At 71.8% G+C, this 17273-nt stretch carries 12 protein-coding genes; 5 read left to right on the forward strand and 7 right to left on the reverse strand.

What is annotated here, in order from left to right:
* Positions 1–26 precede the first annotated feature (26 nt).
* The 3 genes from AB0316_RS03170 to AB0316_RS03180 all read right to left on the reverse strand — a co-directional run bounded on the left by AB0316_RS03170 (position 27) and on the right by AB0316_RS03180 (position 3587).
* Positions 27–1346: an extracellular solute-binding protein gene (locus AB0316_RS03170; RefSeq protein WP_366270389.1), complete on the reverse strand. Its 1320-nt coding sequence runs from the start codon at positions 1344–1346 to the stop codon at positions 27–29.
* A gap of 133 nt (positions 1347–1479) precedes the next feature.
* Positions 1480–2559 (reverse strand): class I mannose-6-phosphate isomerase, encoded by a 1080-nt coding sequence (locus AB0316_RS03175; RefSeq protein WP_366270391.1) that lies wholly within the window; start codon positions 2557–2559, stop codon positions 1480–1482.
* The gene (locus AB0316_RS03180) at positions 2556–3587 is read right to left on the reverse strand and encodes a LacI family DNA-binding transcriptional regulator (RefSeq protein WP_366270393.1); all 1032 of its coding nucleotides are present in this window, start codon (positions 3585–3587) and stop codon (positions 2556–2558) included. The genes AB0316_RS03175 and AB0316_RS03180 overlap by 4 nt, the downstream gene beginning before the upstream one ends.
* Positions 3588–3789: 202 nt before the next feature.
* Between AB0316_RS03180 and AB0316_RS03185 the strand changes: the two genes are divergently transcribed.
* On the forward strand, positions 3790–8877 hold the full coding sequence (locus tag AB0316_RS03185) for a GH92 family glycosyl hydrolase (protein WP_366270395.1): 5088 nt from the start codon (positions 3790–3792) through the stop codon (positions 8875–8877).
* A 107-nt stretch (positions 8878–8984) separates the two neighbouring features.
* On the opposite strand, the gene AB0316_RS03190 is transcribed toward AB0316_RS03185, so the two are convergent.
* Positions 8985–9782, reverse strand: coding sequence for a deoxyribonuclease IV (locus AB0316_RS03190; protein ID WP_366270396.1), 798 nt, complete (start codon positions 9780–9782; stop codon positions 8985–8987).
* 83 nt (positions 9783–9865) lie between these two features.
* On the opposite strand from AB0316_RS03190, the gene AB0316_RS03195 reads away from it, so the two are divergent.
* Positions 9866–10399 (forward strand): DUF4395 domain-containing protein, encoded by a 534-nt coding sequence (locus tag AB0316_RS03195; RefSeq protein ID WP_366270398.1) that lies wholly within the window; start codon positions 9866–9868, stop codon positions 10397–10399.
* Between the two features lie 21 nt (positions 10400–10420).
* On the opposite strand, the gene AB0316_RS03200 is transcribed toward AB0316_RS03195, so the two are convergent.
* The gene (locus tag AB0316_RS03200; protein ID WP_366270399.1) at positions 10421–11407 is read right to left on the reverse strand and encodes an LLM class F420-dependent oxidoreductase; all 987 of its coding nucleotides are present in this window, start codon (positions 11405–11407) and stop codon (positions 10421–10423) included.
* A gap of 74 nt (positions 11408–11481) precedes the next feature.
* Positions 11482–12201: an MBL fold metallo-hydrolase gene (locus AB0316_RS03205; RefSeq protein ID WP_366270401.1), complete on the reverse strand. Its 720-nt coding sequence runs from the start codon at positions 12199–12201 to the stop codon at positions 11482–11484.
* Between the two features lie 124 nt (positions 12202–12325).
* Between AB0316_RS03205 and AB0316_RS03210 the strand changes: the two genes are divergently transcribed.
* From AB0316_RS03210 to AB0316_RS03220, 3 genes are all read left to right on the forward strand, one after another.
* Entirely contained in the window at positions 12326–12886 is a 561-nt protein-coding gene (locus AB0316_RS03210) for a type 1 glutamine amidotransferase domain-containing protein (protein ID WP_366270403.1), read from the forward strand.
* Positions 12887–12980: 94 nt separating this feature from the next.
* Positions 12981–14306, forward strand: coding sequence for a M20/M25/M40 family metallo-hydrolase (locus tag AB0316_RS03215; protein ID WP_366270405.1), 1326 nt, complete (start codon positions 12981–12983; stop codon positions 14304–14306).
* Positions 14307–14339: 33 nt separating this feature from the next.
* Positions 14340–15818, forward strand: coding sequence for an MFS transporter (locus tag AB0316_RS03220; protein ID WP_366270406.1), 1479 nt, complete (start codon positions 14340–14342; stop codon positions 15816–15818).
* On the opposite strand, the gene AB0316_RS03225 is transcribed toward AB0316_RS03220, so the two are convergent.
* Positions 15815–17236, reverse strand: coding sequence for a DUF2786 domain-containing protein (locus tag AB0316_RS03225; RefSeq protein ID WP_366270407.1), 1422 nt, complete (start codon positions 17234–17236; stop codon positions 15815–15817). The two genes, AB0316_RS03220 and AB0316_RS03225, sit on opposite strands and share 4 nt — an antisense overlap.
* Positions 17237–17273: the final 37 nt, after the last annotated feature.

Raw genomic sequence — 17273 nt, forward strand, 5'->3', positions numbered from 1 at the left:
CATACGGCACCGCGGTGCGGGTCGGGTCAGCCGAGGTTCTTCTTGGCGGCTGCCGCGAGGTCGGACACCAGCGTGGCGTCGTCCTTGCTGCTGTAGAACTTGCTGATCGCCGTGCTGATGTCGGCGTTCCAGGCGAGCGACACGGCCGCGCCGTGCGCGATCGAGGAGACGATCGTGTTGGACTTGAACGCGTCCATCGCGGCCTGCTGGTAGGGCGGGAAGTCGGTCTTCGGCACGTCGGTGCGGGCCGGGATCGATCCCTTGGCGAGGTTGAAGGCCTTCTGGCCCTCGGCCGAGCCGATCAGCATGAGCCAGTCCTTCGTGCCGCCGGGGTTCTTCGCGCCCTTGGGGAGCGTGAAGGAGTCGGCGAGGAAGTCGAAGACGCCGTCGGTGCCCGGGGTCGGGAACCACGTCCAGTCCTGGTCCTGCTTCTTGCCCTTGTCGGCGAACTCGGCCACGGCCCAGTCGCCCATGACGTTGTAGGCGGCCTTGCCGTCGATGACCATGTCGGTCGCGACGGGCCAGTCGTCACCGTCGGAGGCGGTGTTGGTGTAGCTGAGCAGCTTCTTGTAGTCGGCCGCCGCGGCCTTGACCTCGGCGGAGTCCCACGCGGTCTTGCCGTCGAAGAGGCCGTTGTACTTCTCGGCCCCGAGGTCGGCGATGAGGACGTTCTCGAAGAGCTGGACCTGGGTCCACGTGCCCGAGACGGACAGCGGCGTCGAGACGCCGGAGGCCTTGATCTTGTCCATGTCGGCGATCCAGGACTTGATGTCCTTCGGCGGCTGGTTGACGCCGGCCTTCTTGAGCACCGCCGTGTTGGCCCACACGACGTTGGCGCGGTGGATGTTCGACGGCACCGAGTAGATGTTGCCGTCGACGGTGAGGCGGTCGAGCAGGTTCTTCGGGAACGCCGACTGGCCACCGAGCGCCTGGATGACGTCGTTGACCGGCTCGATCTGGCCCGCGTCGATGTAGTCGGCGAGCTCGGCGCCGGCGTGCCCCTGGAAGGAGTCCGGCGGCTGGTTGTTCTGCAGGTCGGACGCGAGCTTGGCCTTCGCGTTGGACCCGGCGCCACCGGCCACGGCCAGGTTGACGAACTTGTCGTTGGGGTACTTCTCCTTGAACAGCGCCTCGAGCGCGTCGAGGCCCTTCTTCTCGGAGCCGGCGGCCCACCAGGTGAAGACGCCGACGTCACCGCCGGCGCCGCCCGCCTTGGTCTGCAGCGACGTCGACGCGCCGCCGCTGGGAGCAGCCCCCGTGGTGTTGTCCGACGTCGAGCCGCAGGCGGCGAGTGCGACGGACACGACCCCCGCCATCGCCAGGGTTGCAACAGCCCTGTTGCGCATTGATCCTCCTTGTTGGTTCCGCGGCCTTCCCCGTAGCGGGAGCTGATGACTCGCGGTCTGTTTGCCGGCCCCTCCGGACGGCAGGTCTGTGGTGTGTCGTGCGGTGTGTCGTGCTCGGCGTGGACGTGCCACGTCAGGCCACGGTCGCGCCGGCCGGCGGCATGCACCGGATGACGGTGACGTCGCCCGTGACGCAGACGCCTCCGGCGCCGTGGGGGACGAGAAGCACGTCCCCACGGGCGATGTCGATCGGCGTGTCGCGGGCGGCGCCGTGCTCCGTCGAGAGCGTGCCCCGCCCGTCGACGACGACAGTCACGGCGAAGTCTGCCGGGACGGTGACCGCAGCCGCCGGTGACTCGCCGGTCGGCCGGACGACCTGCGCCCGGAAGTACTCGTCGGTGCCCTCGGGCAGCGCGGGGCCGGCACCGCGCACGTCGGTCCACCGGCGTCGCAGCCCGGCGAGCGCGTCGGCGGTGAGCGGTCCGTGGTCGACGCTGCGCAGGGCGAGTGGGCGGTCGAGACCGAGGAACGCGTGGGCCTCCTCGAGTCCGAAGCGCTCGTGCTCGAGCATGACCGACAGGTCGGTCGGCTCCTGCAGCTCGAGGACCAGCACGCCCTCGCCGATGGCGTGGGGCTGGCCGCCGGGCACGAGCACGGCGTCGCCGCGCTGGACCTGGATGGGGTTGAGTGCGGCGAGCAGCCGCTCGTCCTGGGCCTCGACGAGCTCGGCGAGCGTGTCGGGGTCGACCTCCTCGCGGAAGCCCACCCACACGGTCGCACCGGGCTCGGCCTCGAGCACGATCCACGCCTCGGTCTTGCCGTTGTCGCAGTCCAGGTGCGCCTTGGCGAAGGACCGGTCCGGGTGCGCGTGCACAGGCAGCCGCTCGCCGCTGTCGAGCAGCTTGGTCAGCAGCCCGGGCACGACGCCGTATGCGGTCACGTGGTCCGCGCCCAGCCATGCGGTCGGGTCTGCGGCGAGGACCTCGGGCAGGTCGCTGCCGTCCGGGAGCTGCGTGACGCCGTCGCCGCCCTCGGCGAACAGCCGGGTGGTCGAGGCGAGCCAGTCCTCGGGGCGGTGGCCGTCGAAGTCGTCGGGCAGCGGCAGCCCGCGGAAGGCGAGGATCCGCTCACCGCCGCGGTAGAAGCGGTGTGGCGTGTTGAGGGCGAGCCGGGTGGGCTCGTGGGTCTGGTGGGTCGTGTCGAGTGACGTCATCGTGCGGGTCCTCCCCGTCGGGTTGCGGAGGCTCTGACGATGAGCCGGGTGGCCATGACCACGGTCTGGGGGGCGGACTCGTCTCCGAGCAGCCGGGCGAAGAGCTGCTGGGCGGCCTTCTGCCCCATGGCTGCCGGGTCCTGGTGGACGACCGTCACGGGCGGGTCGAGCAGGCCGGCGAGCTCGAAGTCGTCGTAGCCGACCATCGCGAGGGACACGTGCAGGTCGCGCATCGCGTGCAGGGCGGCGAGGGTGACGCGGTTGTTGCCGGTGATGAGTGCCGTCGTGGGGTCGGAGTCGTGCGCCCACACCGCGAGCAGGTCCCGGATCGAGGTCGTCGTGTGCGGGCCCATCGAGACGCGCGGGGAGCCGGGCAGGCCGAGGGCGCGGTGGGTCGACACGAACGACTCCCGGCGCTGCCGCGCCGTCCAGAAGCCGGGGTCGTCGCCGAGGAAGGCGATGTGGCGGTGCCCGTGGGCGACGAGGTGCTCGACGGCGCTGCGCACCCCGCCCTGGTTGTCGCTGAGGATGACGTCGTTGGTGGCGCCGCGCACCGGCCGGTCCATGTAGACGATGGGGGTGCCGCTCGCCTCGACCGTCGGGTCGGCCGACGGCGTCTCGCCGGCGGGCACGACGACGATGCCGTCGACGCGGCGGGCGATGAGCGCCTCGAGCACCGCCCGCTCCCGGGTGGGGGAGCCCTCGGCGCTCGCGGTGATGAGCTGGTGCTGGCGGATGCGGGCCTCGCGCTCGACGGCTGCACCGATCTGCGAGTAGAAGGGATTCGCGAGATCCTCGACGACGAGGCCGATGGTGAAGGTCCGGCCCTGGCGGACCATGCGCGCACCGTCGTTGCGGCGGAAGCCGAGTCGCTCGATGACGGCCTTGACGCGCTCGGCGGTGTCGGCCCGGACCCCGGGTTCGCGGTTGACGACGCGGGAGACGGTCTTGACGGAGACGTGCGCCTCCGCGGCCACGTCCGCCATCGTCGGACGCGTCCCTGTCCGGTGGTCAGACAACGCTGTCATGGCCGTCATGGCATCAGAGCCGCGCCTGGGGTGCAAGCGGATTCGCCAATCTCGGCGTGTCCTCAGCCGGTCCTGTCCGATTGGCTGTCCTGACCGGACAAGTTCGGGTCCGAACGTTGACTCGCTCCGATCGCCGCGTCCACTGTCGGCGGGACATGACCGCGCAACCCCGCTCGACGATGAGCACGGAGGAACGATGGGTGTGACCTCAGGAATCCAGAGAGGCGCCATGGCGATGGCGCTGCTGGTCACCTCGACGATGGGAGCGGTCGCAGGGCCGCCCGCGGCGGCCGCCGCGCCGCCCGACGCCTCGGGCGACTTCGCCACGTCCTTCGAGTCCGGGGAGCCCCAGCCGGCCTTCGGTGCCGTCGAGTCCGGCCCGGACGGGCCGCGGCAGAAGAACGTCACCGGGACCGTCAGCGTCGACGGGAGCCTGCTCGGGCAGGTGTCCGCCGTGACGGCCAGCGCCGAGAACTCACCGGGTGAGGTGGCGGCCAACCTCGCCGACGCCAACCCCGACACGAAGTGGCTCGCCTTCGCCTCGAGCGGCTGGGTGCGCTACCAGCTCGCCTCGCCCGCGAAGGTGGTCCGCTACTCGCTCACCTCCGCCAACGACTCGCCCGAGCGTGACCCGAAGGACTTCACGCTGCAGGGCTCGAGCGACGGCTCCACGTGGACCGACCTCGACACGCGCACCGGGATCGACTTCAGTGGCCGCTTCGCCAAGCAGGACTTCACGGTCAAGACCCCGGGGGCGTACGCGTACTACCGCCTGAACGTCACGGCCGTGCACTCCGGCGGCATCGTGCAGCTCGCCGACTGGGACATCTCCGACGGCTCGACGGGCACCGGCCCCGCGACCCCGATGGTGACGAAGGTCGGCTCCGGGCCGATCTCCGGCTTCAACATCAAGCCGCTCGTCGGCTGGACCGGCGTCAAGGCGCTGCGCTACTCCGGCGGCCACACCGCCGACGGCCGCGGCTACGCCTGGAACAGGCTCTTCGACGTCAACCTGCCGGTCAACCCGGCGACCCGCCTGTCCTACAAGGTCTTCCCCGACATGATCGCCGGCGACCTCACCTACCCCTCGACCTACAGCGCCCTCGACCTGCACTTCACCGACGGCACCTACCTGTCGGACCTGCAGGCCAAGGACGCCAACGGCGTCGCCGCCAGCCCGAACGGGCAGGGCAAGGGCAAGATCCTCTACGCCAACCAGTGGAACGCCGTCTCCGTCGACGTCGGCAAGGTCGCGGCCGGCAAGACCATCGACCGCATCCTCGTCGGCTACGACAACGACACCGCCAAGAAGGACACCCGCTTCGGCGGCTGGATCGACGACCTCGACGTGCAGGCGCACCCGGCCGCCGTCGACGCCGCCGACCTGACCAACTTCGTCGACACGCGTCGCGGCACCAACGCCTCGGGCAGCTTCTCGCGCGGCAACAACCTGCCGATCAGCGCGCTGCCCAACGGCTTCACGTTCTTCACGCCGGTGACCAACGCGAACTCCCAGTCGTGGGAGTACTACTACCAGTCGGGCAACAACGCGGCGAACCTGCCGGTGATGCAGGGCCTCGCCATCTCGCACGAGCCGAGCCCGTGGATGGGCGACCGCAACCAGCTCTCGGTCATGCCGTCGGCGACGACCGGCACCCCGACCGGCAGCGCCTCGGGGCGCGGGCTCACCTTCGACCACAAGACGGAGGTGGCGCGCCCCGACTACTACAAGGCCGTGCTCCAGGGCGGCCTCGTCGCTGAGATGACCCCCGCTGGCCACGGCGGCGTCTACCGCTTCACCTTCCCGTCCGGCACCGACAAGGGCAGCCTCGTCCTCGACACGATCGACAACAACGGCACGTTCACCGTCGATGCCGCCACCGGCACCGTGACCGGCTGGGTCGACAACGGCAGCGGCCTGTCCGCCGGCCGCAGCCGGATGTTCGTCTACGGCACCTTCGACCGGGCCGCGAGCGCGACCGGCACTGCGCCGGGCGGGCACACGGGCACGCGCTACGCGTCGTTCGACACGAGCAGCGACAAGACGGTCGTGCTGAAGCTCGCGACGTCGTTCATCTCGCTCGACCAGGCCAAGCGCAACCACGCGCTCGAGCTGGCCGGTCGTGACTTCGACGCCGTCCACGCCGCCGCCGGCGCGGCCTGGAACTCGCGCCTCGGTGTCGTCGGCGTCAAGACGAACGCCGACACCGACAGCGACACGCAGCGCACGATCCTCTACTCGAACCTCTACCGGCTCAACCTCTACCCCAACAGCCAGTTCGAGAACACCGGCACGGCCGCTGCTCCGCACTACCAGTACGCGAGCCCCGTTGCGGCCAAGTCGGGCTCGGCCACCGCGACGACGACCAACGCCGCCGTCAAGGACGGGAAGATCTACGTCAACAACGGTTTCTGGGACACCTACCGCACGGTGTGGCCGGCCTACAGCCTGCTCTACCCGGAGGTGGCGGCCGAGATCGCCGACGGCTTCGTGCAGCAGTACCGCGACGGCGGCTGGGTGGCGCGCTGGAGCTCGCCGGGCTACGCCGACCTCATGACCGGCACGAGCTCGGACGTGGCGTTCGCCGACGCGTACGTCAAGGGCGTCAAGCTGCCCGACCCGCTCGACGCGTACGACGCGGCCGTCAAGAACGCGACGGTGCTGCCGACGTCGAGCGCCGTGGGCCGCAAGGGCCTCGACACCTCGATCTTCCTCGGCTACACGAGCACGAGCACCGGCGAGTCGGTCTCGTGGGGGCTCGAGGGCCTGATCAACGACTTCGGCATCGGCAACATGGCCGCGAAGCTCGCCAAGGACCCGGCCACCCCCGACAGCAGGCGCGCGCAGCTCGAGGAGGAGTCGCAGTACTTCCTCGAGCGGGCCACCCACTACGTCAACGCCTTCAACCCGAAGGTCGGCTTCTTCCAGGGGCGGGGGCCCGACGGCAGCTTCCCCGACACCTTCGACCCGGAGGCGTGGGGCGGCGACTTCACCGAGACCGACGGCTGGAACTTCGCCTTCCACGCCCCGCAGGACGGCAACGGCCTCGCCAACCTCTACGGCGGGCGTGACGCCCTCGCGAAGAAGCTCGACACCTTCTTCGCGACGCCGGAGACGGCGACCAAGCCCGGTGGCTACGGCGGCACGATCCACGAGATGCTCGAGGCGCGTGACGTCCGGATGGGCCAGCTCGGCCAGTCCAACCAGGTCTCGCACCACATCGCGTACATGTACGACTGGACCGGCCAGCAGTACAAGACGGCCGAGAAGGTCCGCGAGATCCTGCGCCGCCTCTACGTCGGCACCGACACCGGCCAGGGCTACCCCGGCGACGAGGACAACGGCGAGATGTCGGCGTGGTACGTCCTGTCCTCGCTCGGCATCTACCCGCTGCAGGTCGGCTCGTCGCAGTGGGCGGTCGGCTCGCCGAAGTTCTCGCAGGTGACGGTGCACCGCACGCAGGGCGACCTCGTGGTCAACGCTCCGGGCAACTCCGAGAGCAACCTCTACGTGCAGGGCGTCAGCATCAACGGCAAGAAGCAGAAGTCGGTCTCGATCGACCAGTCGCAGATCGCCGGGCCGACCCAGCTCGACTTCGCGATGGGCTCCTCGCCGTCCGACTACGGCGCACGCGCCCAGGACGCGCCGCCGGCCCTCACGACGGGCACCGAGGCGCCGAAGCCGCTGCGCGACATGACCGGTCCCGGCCGGGGCACGGCCTCCGCCACCGGCCTCGCGGACGGCGCCGACGCCGCGAAGCTGTTCGACGACACGTCGCGCACCTCGTCCGCGTTCGCCTCGGCGACGCCCACGGTGACCTTCGACCTGTCCGGCGTCGGGCAGCGGGCCACCTGGTACACGATCACCTCCGGTCCTGCCGCCGGTGACCCGTCCGCGTGGCGGGTCGAGGGCAGCAAGGACGGCGGCAAGACGTGGCGCACGCTCGACACGCGCGCCGACCAGTCCTTCCCGTGGCGGGTGCAGACGCGCCCCTTCAAGCTGCGCGACACCGGCACGTACACCTCGTACCGCCTCGTCGTGACGGCCACGAAGGGCGCCGACGCCCCGAACCTGTCGGAGCTCGAGTTCCTCACCGACGGCTCGAAGGCGCAGAACACCGGTCTCAAGGTGGCCGCCGGCCCCGCGATCGAGACGTCCGAGGAGGCCGCGTGGACCGGGACCGTCGGCACCTTCTCCGGTGGCGTCGGCCAGGGCCAGGACCCGTCGGCGACGGCCAAGGCGACCATCGCCTGGGGTGACGGCTCGACCTCGGCGGGCACCATCACCGCCGGTGACCTCGGCTCCTACACGGTCCGCGGTTCGCACACGTGGGCCGAGCCCGGCTACTACCAGCCGACCGTCACCGTCACGACCGCGCACGACAGCGGGTCGGCCTCCGGTGGTGCCACCGTGCACCAGGCGTCCGTGCCGACGTATGCCGCCGGGTTCGACTCCGTCTGCTTCGGCAACGTGGGCGACTCCGTCCCCTGCGACGCCGACCGCGCCGGGCTGTCCCGGGAGGCGCTCGCGGCGGCCGGTGGTGTCCCGGGCAAGCTGCTCACGGTGCCGGGCACCGACCTGACCTTCTCGATGCCGGGCATCCCGGTCGGGCAGAAGGACAACGCCACGGGTGCGGGCCAGACGCTGAAGGTCTCGCTGGCCCCCGGTGCGACGAAGCTGTCGCTCATCGGCACGGCCACGCAGACGAGCCAGGACATCACCGCGACGGTCAACTTCACCGACGGCACGACGGCGCCCTACCGGGTGCAGTACGGCGACTGGTGCGGCTCGCCGCAGTTCGGCAACGTCGTGGCGATCGAGATGGCCTACCGGCTCAACGGGACCAGCACCGACAGCTGCCACGCGAAGCTGTTCGCCACGGCGCCGCTGGCGATCCCCTCGGGCAAGACGGTCGCGTCGATCACGATGCCGACGCAGGCCGGTGACCCGAGGACGGCCGGCCGCGTGCACGTCTTCGCCGTCGCCGACAACGGCTCGGCGATGACCGTCAAGGCGGGCGCCGACGCGTCGGCCCGCGCCGGCAGCGCCACCGACGTCGCGCTCGGCTCGGTCAGCGGTGGCGTGCCCGACGGCACCTACACCGCCCGCGTGCAGTACGGCGACGGGTCGGTCACCGAGGACGCCACCGTGTCGGCACGGGGCGCCGACGGTGTGGCGACGGTCAGTGGGACGCACACCTGGGCTGCGCCGGGCACCTACACGGTGCGCGTGCTCGTCTCGGACTCCCGCTCCGACGTGCTCTCCGAGCAGACGGTCACCGTGCGGTAGCCCAGCCAGCCAGGGTGCGGGGAACACGCCTCCCCGCACCCCTCCAACCAGAGGCCACGGACCGGCACCCCCACACCGGTTCGTGGCCTCTGTCGTGCGCGGGGAGGTCAGCCGACGCGCTCGCGGAGCCAGGCGATGTCGGCGGCCTGGCCCTCGAGGCCGCCGGGCGTCTCGCAGACCACCGGCGCACCGGCCGCCCGGATGACACCGACGAGCGCGTCGCCGTCGATGTGGCCGGAGCCGAAGTTCGTGTGCCGGTCGGCGCCCGAGTCGAACTCGTCGCGGGAGTCGTTGGCGTGCACGAGGTCGATGCGCCCCGTGATGGCCCGGACCTGGTCGACGACCGTGCCCAGGTCGTTGCCCCCGGCGTGGGCGTGGCAGGTGTCGAGGCAGAATCCGACGTTCTCGCTGCCCGACGCGGTGCCGATGGCGTCCCAGAGGCGGGCGATCGCCTCGAGTCGGCGGGCCATGGCGTTGTCGCCGCCCGCGGTGTTCTCGATGAGCAGCGGCACCGGCAGGTCGAGGCCGTCGATGCACTTGCGCCAGTTGTCGAAGCCCTTGGCGGCGTCCTCGTCGACGCCGAGGTGGCCGCCGTGGACGACGACTCCCTTGGCGCCGATCTCGGCCGCGGCCGTCAGGTGCTGCTGCAGCAGCTTGCGTCCCGGGATGCGGATGCGGTTGTTGAGGCTGGCCACGTTGATCGGGTAGGGCGCGTGGACGTAGAGGTCGATGCCCGCTGCCGCGGCGTCCGCCTTGAGCGCCTCCGCGCCACCGGCGTACCGGATGACCGGCCCCTTGTAGCTCTGGGGGTCGCCGAGGAAGAGCTGCGAGAGCGAGGCGCCGCGCGCCCTCGCCTCGGCGATCGGGTCCTCCTGGTCGACGTGTGCACCGATGTGTAGGGCCATGGCACGAGCGTAGGCGGCCACGACGACAGCTCGGATGGTGGACCGCTTGCATAAGCGGCGCTTATGCAAGCAATAATGCCGGCATGAGCATCTCCCGTTTCCCGTCCGTCGTCGACGACGTGACCGTGCGGCTCATCGCCGCGGTCGTCCTCGTCGTGGGGATCGTCGCGCTCGCGACGCAGCAGTGGTGGCTGTATGCCGTCCTCGCCGTCGACTTCAGCCTCCGGGCGGCCATCGGGCCCTCGGCCAGCCCGGTCGCCCGGCTCGTGCAGCGGTGGATCCGACCCGCCGTCTCCGCGCCGAAGCGCCCCACGGCCGGCCCGCCCAAGCGGTTCGCGGCGGCCATCGGTGCCGTCATGACCGTGGCCGCGACCGTGCTCTGGGTCGTCAGCCTCGTCACCGGGTCCTCGGCTGCCCTGACGGCCGTCGTCGCCATCGGCGTCGTCATGGTGCTCTTCCCGGCGCTCGAGTCGCTCTTCGGCGTCTGCGTCGGCTGCCTCCTCTTCGGGCTGCTCATGCGCGTGGGCCTGGTGCCCGAGGAGGTCTGCGTCGAGTGCGCCGACATCACGAAGCGTCGCGCGCGACTTCTCGCGGAGCGCGCGGGCAAGGCGGCCTGACCAGCAGGACCGCCGCCCGGATCAGCCCGCTGCGGCGCGCAGCTTCTCGAGCAGCGGCCCGGCCGCCTCGTCGAGGAAGCGCTCCTGGGCGTCGCCGCCGACCTGCACGAGGGCGATGTCGGTGAAGCCGGCCTCCCAGTAGGCGCTGACCGCCTCGACGATCTTGTCGAGGTCGGGCCCGCAGGGGATCGTCTCGGCGACGTCCTCCGGGCGAACGAACTGCGTCGCGCCGGAGAAGCCCATCGGCGTCGGCAGGTCGGAGTTGACCTTCCAGCCCCCGGCGAACCAGCGGAACTGCTCGTGGGCCCGCTCGACCGCAGCCTTCTCGTCGGGGTCCCAGCAGATCGGGATCTGGCCGATGGCCCGGGCCCCGGAGCCGATGCGCTCGGCGCCGTCGGTGTGGTTCCACGTGTCGACGAGGTCTGACTCCGGCTGCACGGCGATCATGTGGTCGGCCAGCGGCGCGAGGCGCTCGATGGACAGGTCGCCGCTGACGGCGACCGCGACGGGCACGAGGATGTCGGGCAGGTCCCAGACCCGCGCGGAGTCGACGTCGAAGTACTCGCCGTGGTGGGTGACGAGGTCGCCGGAGTGCAGCTTGCGGATGATCTCGATGGCCTCGGCCAGCATCTCCTGGCGCGTCACGACGCCGGGCCAGCCCTCGCCGACGACGTGCTCGTTGAGGCTCTCGCCGCTGCCGAGGCCGAGGGTGAAGCGGCCGTCGGCGAGCAGCTGCAGCGTCGCCGCCTTCTGGGCGATGACGGCCGGGTGGTAGCGCATCGTGGGGCAGGTCACGTAGGTCATGAGTTCGACCCGCTCGGTGGCGTGTGCCACGGCGCCGAGCACGCTCCACGCGTACGGCGCGTGACCCTGCTCGGTCAGCCACGGGGAGAAGTGGTCGCTCGAGACCTCGAAGTCGAAGCCGGCCTGCTCGGCACCGACGGCCCACCTCACGAGGTCCTTGGGGCCGCTCTGCTCGGTCATCAGGGTGTATCCGAAGTTCGTCACCCCTGGGGCGTACCCATTCGCGCCCCATCGCCTGTACAGGGTCTGTCCACAGTTGTGGACAGGGCTGTGGAGAGTCAGCCCACGGGGTGCTTGAGCAGGAACGAGCGGATCGCCTCGCGCGGTCTGCTGCGCAGCTCGGCGCCGTGCGTGAAGGCCGCTACGTCGTACTCGAGCTCGCCGAGCACGTGGGCCGTCTGCTGGGTCATCCGGAAGTCGGTGCAGAACGACCTGATCGGCCAGCGCAGCCCCAGCACGTTGAAGATCGCGTCGCCGGTGATGAGCGTGCCCGACGTCTCGTGGAGCAGCGACACGTGCCCCGGCGAGTGGCCGGGGGTGTGCACCACCCGCACGCCGCCCGCGATGGGCAGCACCTCGCCGTCGGTCATCTCGCGCTCGACGACGACGGGCGCGAAGTCCTTGCCGGGCCGCGACATCCGGTCGAAGAGCCGTCCCAGGAGGAAGCTGCGGTCGCGCGGTGGCGCCGTGCCCTCGCTGGCGTATGCCGCGTCGTCGTGGTGCACGGTGAAGCCGCGTCCCGTGGCCCGTGCCACGTACGCCGCACCGCCCGCGTGGTCGGGATGGGCGTGCGTCAGCACGAGGCGGGTGACGTCGGCGGGGGAGGAGCCGACGGCTGCCAGGGCTGCGAGCACCTTCGGCCCCGAGCGTGAGACGCCCATGTCGACGAGGGTCACCTGGCCGTCGTCGTCGCGCAGGATGAAGCCGTTGACGAGGTCGCGCACGAGGGGGATGCGCCACACGTTCGGCGCGAGCGGAACCACGAGGTCCTGGGCCATGGCCCGACCCTAGTCGGGGCGCGCCGGTGAGGCCACGGACGTCGGTGGGTAGGACCCGGGAGTGGCGCTCGACGCCACACCACAGACCGAGAGCCCCGGACCGGGGCGACCAGAGGAGGACCACGTGGCCAAGCGAGTCGCATTCGTCGTCGCGAGCGAGGGCATCGAGCAGGTCGAGCTGACGGAGCCGTGGAAGGCCGTCACCGACGCCGGCCACGAGGCCGTCCTCGTCAGCCCCGAGAGCGGCGAGGTGCAGATGTTCAACCACCTCGACAAGGGCGACACCAAGAAGGTCGACGTCACCGTCGCCGACGCCAAGGTCGAGGACTTCGACGCCCTGGTGCTGCCCGGCGGCGTCGCCAACCCGGACAACCTGCGCACCCAGAAGGACGCCGTGGCGCTCGTCCGCGACTTCCTCGCCTCCGGCCGGCCGGTCGCAGCGATCTGCCACGCGCCGTGGACCCTCGTCGAGGCCGACGTGCTCAAGGGCCGTCGCCTGACGTCGTGGCCGAGCCTGCAGACCGACATCCGCAACGCGGGCGGCGAGTGGGTCGACGAGTCGCTCGTCGTCGACGGCAACCTCATCACGAGCCGCAAGCCCGACGACCTGCCGGACTTCTGCGGCGCCGTCGTCGAGGCGCTCGAGCACGGCTCGGCGTCCGAGACCTCCGGCACCCAGGGCTGAGCAGGCCCCACCATCGACCGCCTCTCCCGGACCCCTGCCGGGAGGGGCGGTCTCCTGCGTCCCCCAGGCGGCCGGACCGCATACGCTCCGGTGCATGACCGGGGACGACGCTGCCGTCGAGACGCTGCGCGCGCTCATCCGCATCCCGACGGTGTCGGACTGGGAGCGCGAGCGCGAGGACCGGGCGGCGTTCGAGGCGCTGCTGGATGAGCTGCGGGCGCGGTTCCCGCGCCTGCACGCGACGTGCGAGGTGGAGCGCATCGCGGGCGACGCGCTGCTCGTGCGGTGGCCGGGGCGCACCCGCGAGGCGCCCGTCGTCCTCATGGCCCACCTCGACGTCGTGCCGGTCGACGACCCTGCGGCGTGGACGCACCCACCGTTCGCCGGCGAGCTCGCCGACGGATTCGTCTGGGGCCGTGGGGCGCTCGACTGCAAGGGATCGCTCGTCGCCACGTGCCAGGCCGTCGAGGATCTCATCACCGACGGGGTGACGCCGGGCCGCGACGTGTGGCTGTCGTTCGGCTGCAACGAGGAGGTGTCGGGCAGCGCGGCGCTCACCGCCGTGTCGCTCCTGCGCGAGCGGGGCGTCGAGCCGTGGTTCGTCCTCGACGAGGGCGGCGCGATCGTTCGCGGCGTGCTGCCGGGGGTCGATGCGCCGATCGCCGTGGTGGGTGTCTCGGAGAAGGGCACCGTCGACGTCGAGCTCGTCGCCCGCGGCGACGGCGGCCACGCCTCCGCACCGCGACGCATGGGGGCCACGAGCCGGCTCGCCCGCGCCATCCTGCGCCTGGAGCGCAGGCCCTTCCCCAGCCACCTGCCCGACGCGACGGTCGACATGCTCGAGCGCGCGGGCGCCCACGCGCGTGGGCCGTATGCCGCCGTCTTCGGCAACGCGAGCCGCCTCCGTCCGCTGCTCTCCCGGGTGCTGCCCCGACTCGGCCACGAGACCGCGGCCCTGACCCGCACGACCGTCGCCGTCACCCAGCTCTCCGGCTCGGCCGGCGCCAACGTCATCGCCGCGACCGCGCGGGCCCACGTCAACATGCGCGTCATGGTGGGGGAGACGGTCAACGGCGCGCTCGAGCGGATCCGCCGCACGATCCGCGACCCGCACGTCGAGGTGGTGCTCGTCAGCGGCGACGAGCCGAGCCCCGTCTCGCCGACGGACGACACGGCATACGCCCTCCTCGAGGCGACGCTCGAGCAGGTCTTCCCGGGGACGGTGGCCGTGCCCTACGTCATGCTCGCGGCGACCGACTCGCGGCACTTCCACCGCGTGTGGCCGCGGGTCTACCGGTTCACGCCGTTCCGCATGACCGACGAGCAGCGTGCCGCGATCCACGGCGTCGACGAGCGCATCGGCGTCGCCGACCTGCGCGACGGCGTCCGGTGGTACCGCCGGCTCATCGAACAGCTCTGACCCGCCGATCCGACTGCACGAGAACGGGATCCCATGACCGACAGCACGGCCCTGGCCGACGCCGCACGCGCGCTGGCTCGCACCCCGCTCGCGAAGGTGGTGGGCTTCCTCGTCTGCGTCGAGCTCGCCAGCGGGGTGCTCCAGGGCTACTACACGCCGCTCTTCAGCGACATCGCCCGGCACCTGTCGATCAAGGACGCCGACGTCAACTGGTTCGAGGCGGCGCAGCTCATCGTGTCGGCGCTCGTCGTGCCGCTGCTGGCCCGGCTCGGTGACCTCATCGGGCACCGCAGGGTGCTGCTGCTCTCGACGGTCGTCACGGCGGCGGCGTCGTGGGGTGTCGCCTTCGCGCCGAGCTTCGGCGTGTTCCTGGTCGCGTGGGCGGTGCAGGGCTTCTACGTCGTGTGGCTGCCGATGGAGGTGGCGATCATCCACCGCCGCACCGGTGGCGCGGAGCGCCGGGTGCGCGGCGCCGCCGGGCTGCTCGTCGCCGGGCTCGAACTCGGGGTCATCGCCGGTGCGCTGACCAGCGGCGCACTCGCCGAGACGCTCGGCATGACGGCGCTGCTCGCGCTGCCGGCCGTCGTGGTGACGCTGGCGCTGCTCGCCATCTGGTTCGGGGTCGAGGAGACGCCGGCGCTCGCCACGGGGACGGTCGACTGGCGCGGCTTCCAGCTCGTCACCCTCGCCCTCGGGCTGGTCATGGCCGGGCTCGTCATGCTGCGGGTGCAGGGGCCGGCCAGCCCTTGGCCGTGGGTGGTGCTCGTGGCGGGGGCGGTGGCGTTCGTGCCGTTCGCCCGCGTGGAACTGGCGCACCACGAGCCGCTCGTCGACCTGCGCGTGCTGAAGGCACGGGGGCAGTGGCCGGTGCAGGCGACGGCCTTCCTCTTCGGGGTCTCGGTGCTCGGCGCGCAGATCCCGCTGTCGACCTTCGCCCGGACCGACCCGACCGTGACGGGCTACGGCCTCGGGGCCTCGGCGGCCCGGGTGTCGTTCATCATCGGCGGCTACGTGCTGTCGCTCGCGGTCGGGGCACTGCTGCTCCACCTGCTCGCCGAACGGGTGGGGACGCGTCCGGCGATGGTGGTGGCCGCGCTGCTGGTCGCCGTCGGCTACCTGCTCTTCCTGCCCTTCCACGACACGCTCGTCCAGACGCTGACCAACATGGTGGTCGCCGGCCTCGGGTCGGGGGCGCTCGTCGCCGGGTTGCCGGCAGCCGCCGCGGCCCAGGCACCGCCGACGCACACCGGCCTGACGACCGGGATGACGAACACGACGAAGACGATCGGCGGCGCCTTCGCCTCGAGCGTCTTCGCGATCGCCCTCGCCTCGACCGGCACCGTCGACGCCGAGGCGACGGCGCACGCGTCCCTGTCGGGCTACCTGACGGTGTGGGCGATCTGCGGCCTCACCGCGCTGGTGGCGGCGGTCTTCCTCGCCGTCGTCCGTGGCGAGGGCACCTCGGTCGGCGCTGCGGCTTCGCTGGAGGTCGAGGGAGTCCAGGGGGCCTAGGCCCTCAACCGCGGGGACGCGCCGAGCTGGGCGCGGTCGGCGGCCGATCGGCCGTGGTGCCAGCCCTCGGCGTCCCGGGCCGCGGTCACCCGGGCCTGGCGCACCTCCGGGAACCAGGTGCCCAGCTGCTCGTCGACCTGCTCGGCGCGGGCGGCGAGGAGCGGCACCAGCTCACGTCCGGTCGTGCCGTCGGCCACGGCGGCCTCCTCCTCGTGGGTCGTCGCCTCGTGCAGCCGCTCCCCGATGCGGTCGGCGAAGGCCGAGAGGAACGACTGCCGGAACGACCGAGTGCGGCTTCCGCCGTGTCGGTCGGTGCGTGAACCGGCGGCCGCGAGGGTGCGGGTCGCCTGCACGAGGAGCGAGGTGAAGAGGAGGTCGACCGCCTCGAGGTCGGCCTCGAAACCGACCACCGTGGCGAAGCCGAGCTCACGTGACCAGACCATGCGGCACCGGTTGGCGGAGGCGACGGCCTGGAGCAGCACGGCCTTCGGGCCCTCGTAGGGGTTGTCGATGCCGATGCGACGGCCTTGGGGACCAGCGCCGCCGGAGCGGTCGGCGGAGTCGCGGGCGAGCAGGGCCGCGTCGATGCTGTGGCGTGCCATGAGGGACTGGGCGCCGGCCGTGAAGGTCTCCGCCTCGGCCTCGAAAGTCGTGGACTCGGCCTTGGCCAGCAGCATGCGGACGCGACTGAGGATGCGCTCGTCGGCAGGGGGTGCGGCGTGCTCGGGGCGGGCGTGGGCCGACCCGGAGTCAGGCAGTGCCTGACCCGGCAGCGGTGTCAGCACCTCGAGCCGGGGCAGCCGGGAGAGCAGGTGCAGCACGGTGACGGACCGCGAGACGAGGGTGAACCAGTCCGTGCCCGCGGCGCGAAGGGCGTCGAGCCAGGCGACCGAGCGTGGGGGCGGTGAGCCGCCGTCGAGCTCCTCCAGCTGGGCCAGCCAGCGGCGGTCGATGGTGGCACGCGCGTACTGTGCGAGCTCGTCGGCCATGACCCGGACGACGATCTCCTGCTCCGGCGCGCCGAGCCGGCGGCCGACCAGGCGGTGGACGTCGGCGGGCTGCCAGCCGGCCTCCCACGCCTCCGTCGCGGCACAGGTGAGGGAGTCGAGCAGCGACAGCACGACGATCCGGTGCGTGTCGGGTGCCGCACACATCGCGGCCACGGCTGCGACGACGTCGTCGAGCCGGTGCACGTCGGCCCGGTCGAGCGCGGCGTAGGCCTGGCCGAGCAGGTCCCTGAGGACGACGCGCGCCTGTCTGTCTGTGGACGGGTCGTACTGGGGCTGCGAATCGTGCCCGCGGTCGCCGGATGCCGCTGTGGAAGCGCTGCGAGGGGTGCCACCGAAGGCCGACCCGGCGGGTGCGCGACCTGCCCGCGCCTGCGCTCCGTGCCGCCGACTGCGACTCGCCTTGCCCATTCGGCCTCCTCATGATGTGAGTTGCCATGCTGTCATC

The sequence above is a fragment of the Terrabacter sp. NPDC080008 genome, assembly GCF_040702505.1.
Classification (GTDB): domain Bacteria; phylum Actinomycetota; class Actinomycetes; order Actinomycetales; family Dermatophilaceae; genus Terrabacter.

Excerpts from the sequence above, each read along its gene's own strand:
- AB0316_RS03170 (WP_366270389.1), bottom strand. The coding sequence starts at position 1,346 with ATGCGCAACAGGGCTGTTGCAACCCTGGCGATGGCGGGGGTCGTGTCC.
- AB0316_RS03205 (WP_366270401.1), bottom strand. The coding sequence starts at position 12,201 with ATGGCCCAGGACCTCGTGGTTCCGCTCGCGCCGAACGTGTGGCGCATC.
- AB0316_RS03215 (WP_366270405.1), top strand. The coding sequence starts at position 12,981 with ATGACCGGGGACGACGCTGCCGTCGAGACGCTGCGCGCGCTCATCCGC.
- AB0316_RS03190 (WP_366270396.1), bottom strand. The coding sequence starts at position 9,782 with ATGGCCCTACACATCGGTGCACACGTCGACCAGGAGGACCCGATCGCC.
- AB0316_RS03175 (WP_366270391.1), bottom strand. The coding sequence starts at position 2,559 with ATGACGTCACTCGACACGACCCACCAGACCCACGAGCCCACCCGGCTC.
- AB0316_RS03220 (WP_366270406.1), top strand. The coding sequence starts at position 14,340 with ATGACCGACAGCACGGCCCTGGCCGACGCCGCACGCGCGCTGGCTCGC.
- AB0316_RS03180 (WP_366270393.1), bottom strand. The coding sequence starts at position 3,587 with ATGACAGCGTTGTCTGACCACCGGACAGGGACGCGTCCGACGATGGCG.
- AB0316_RS03225 (WP_366270407.1), bottom strand. The coding sequence starts at position 17,236 with ATGGGCAAGGCGAGTCGCAGTCGGCGGCACGGAGCGCAGGCGCGGGCA.
- AB0316_RS03195 (WP_366270398.1), top strand. The coding sequence starts at position 9,866 with ATGAGCATCTCCCGTTTCCCGTCCGTCGTCGACGACGTGACCGTGCGG.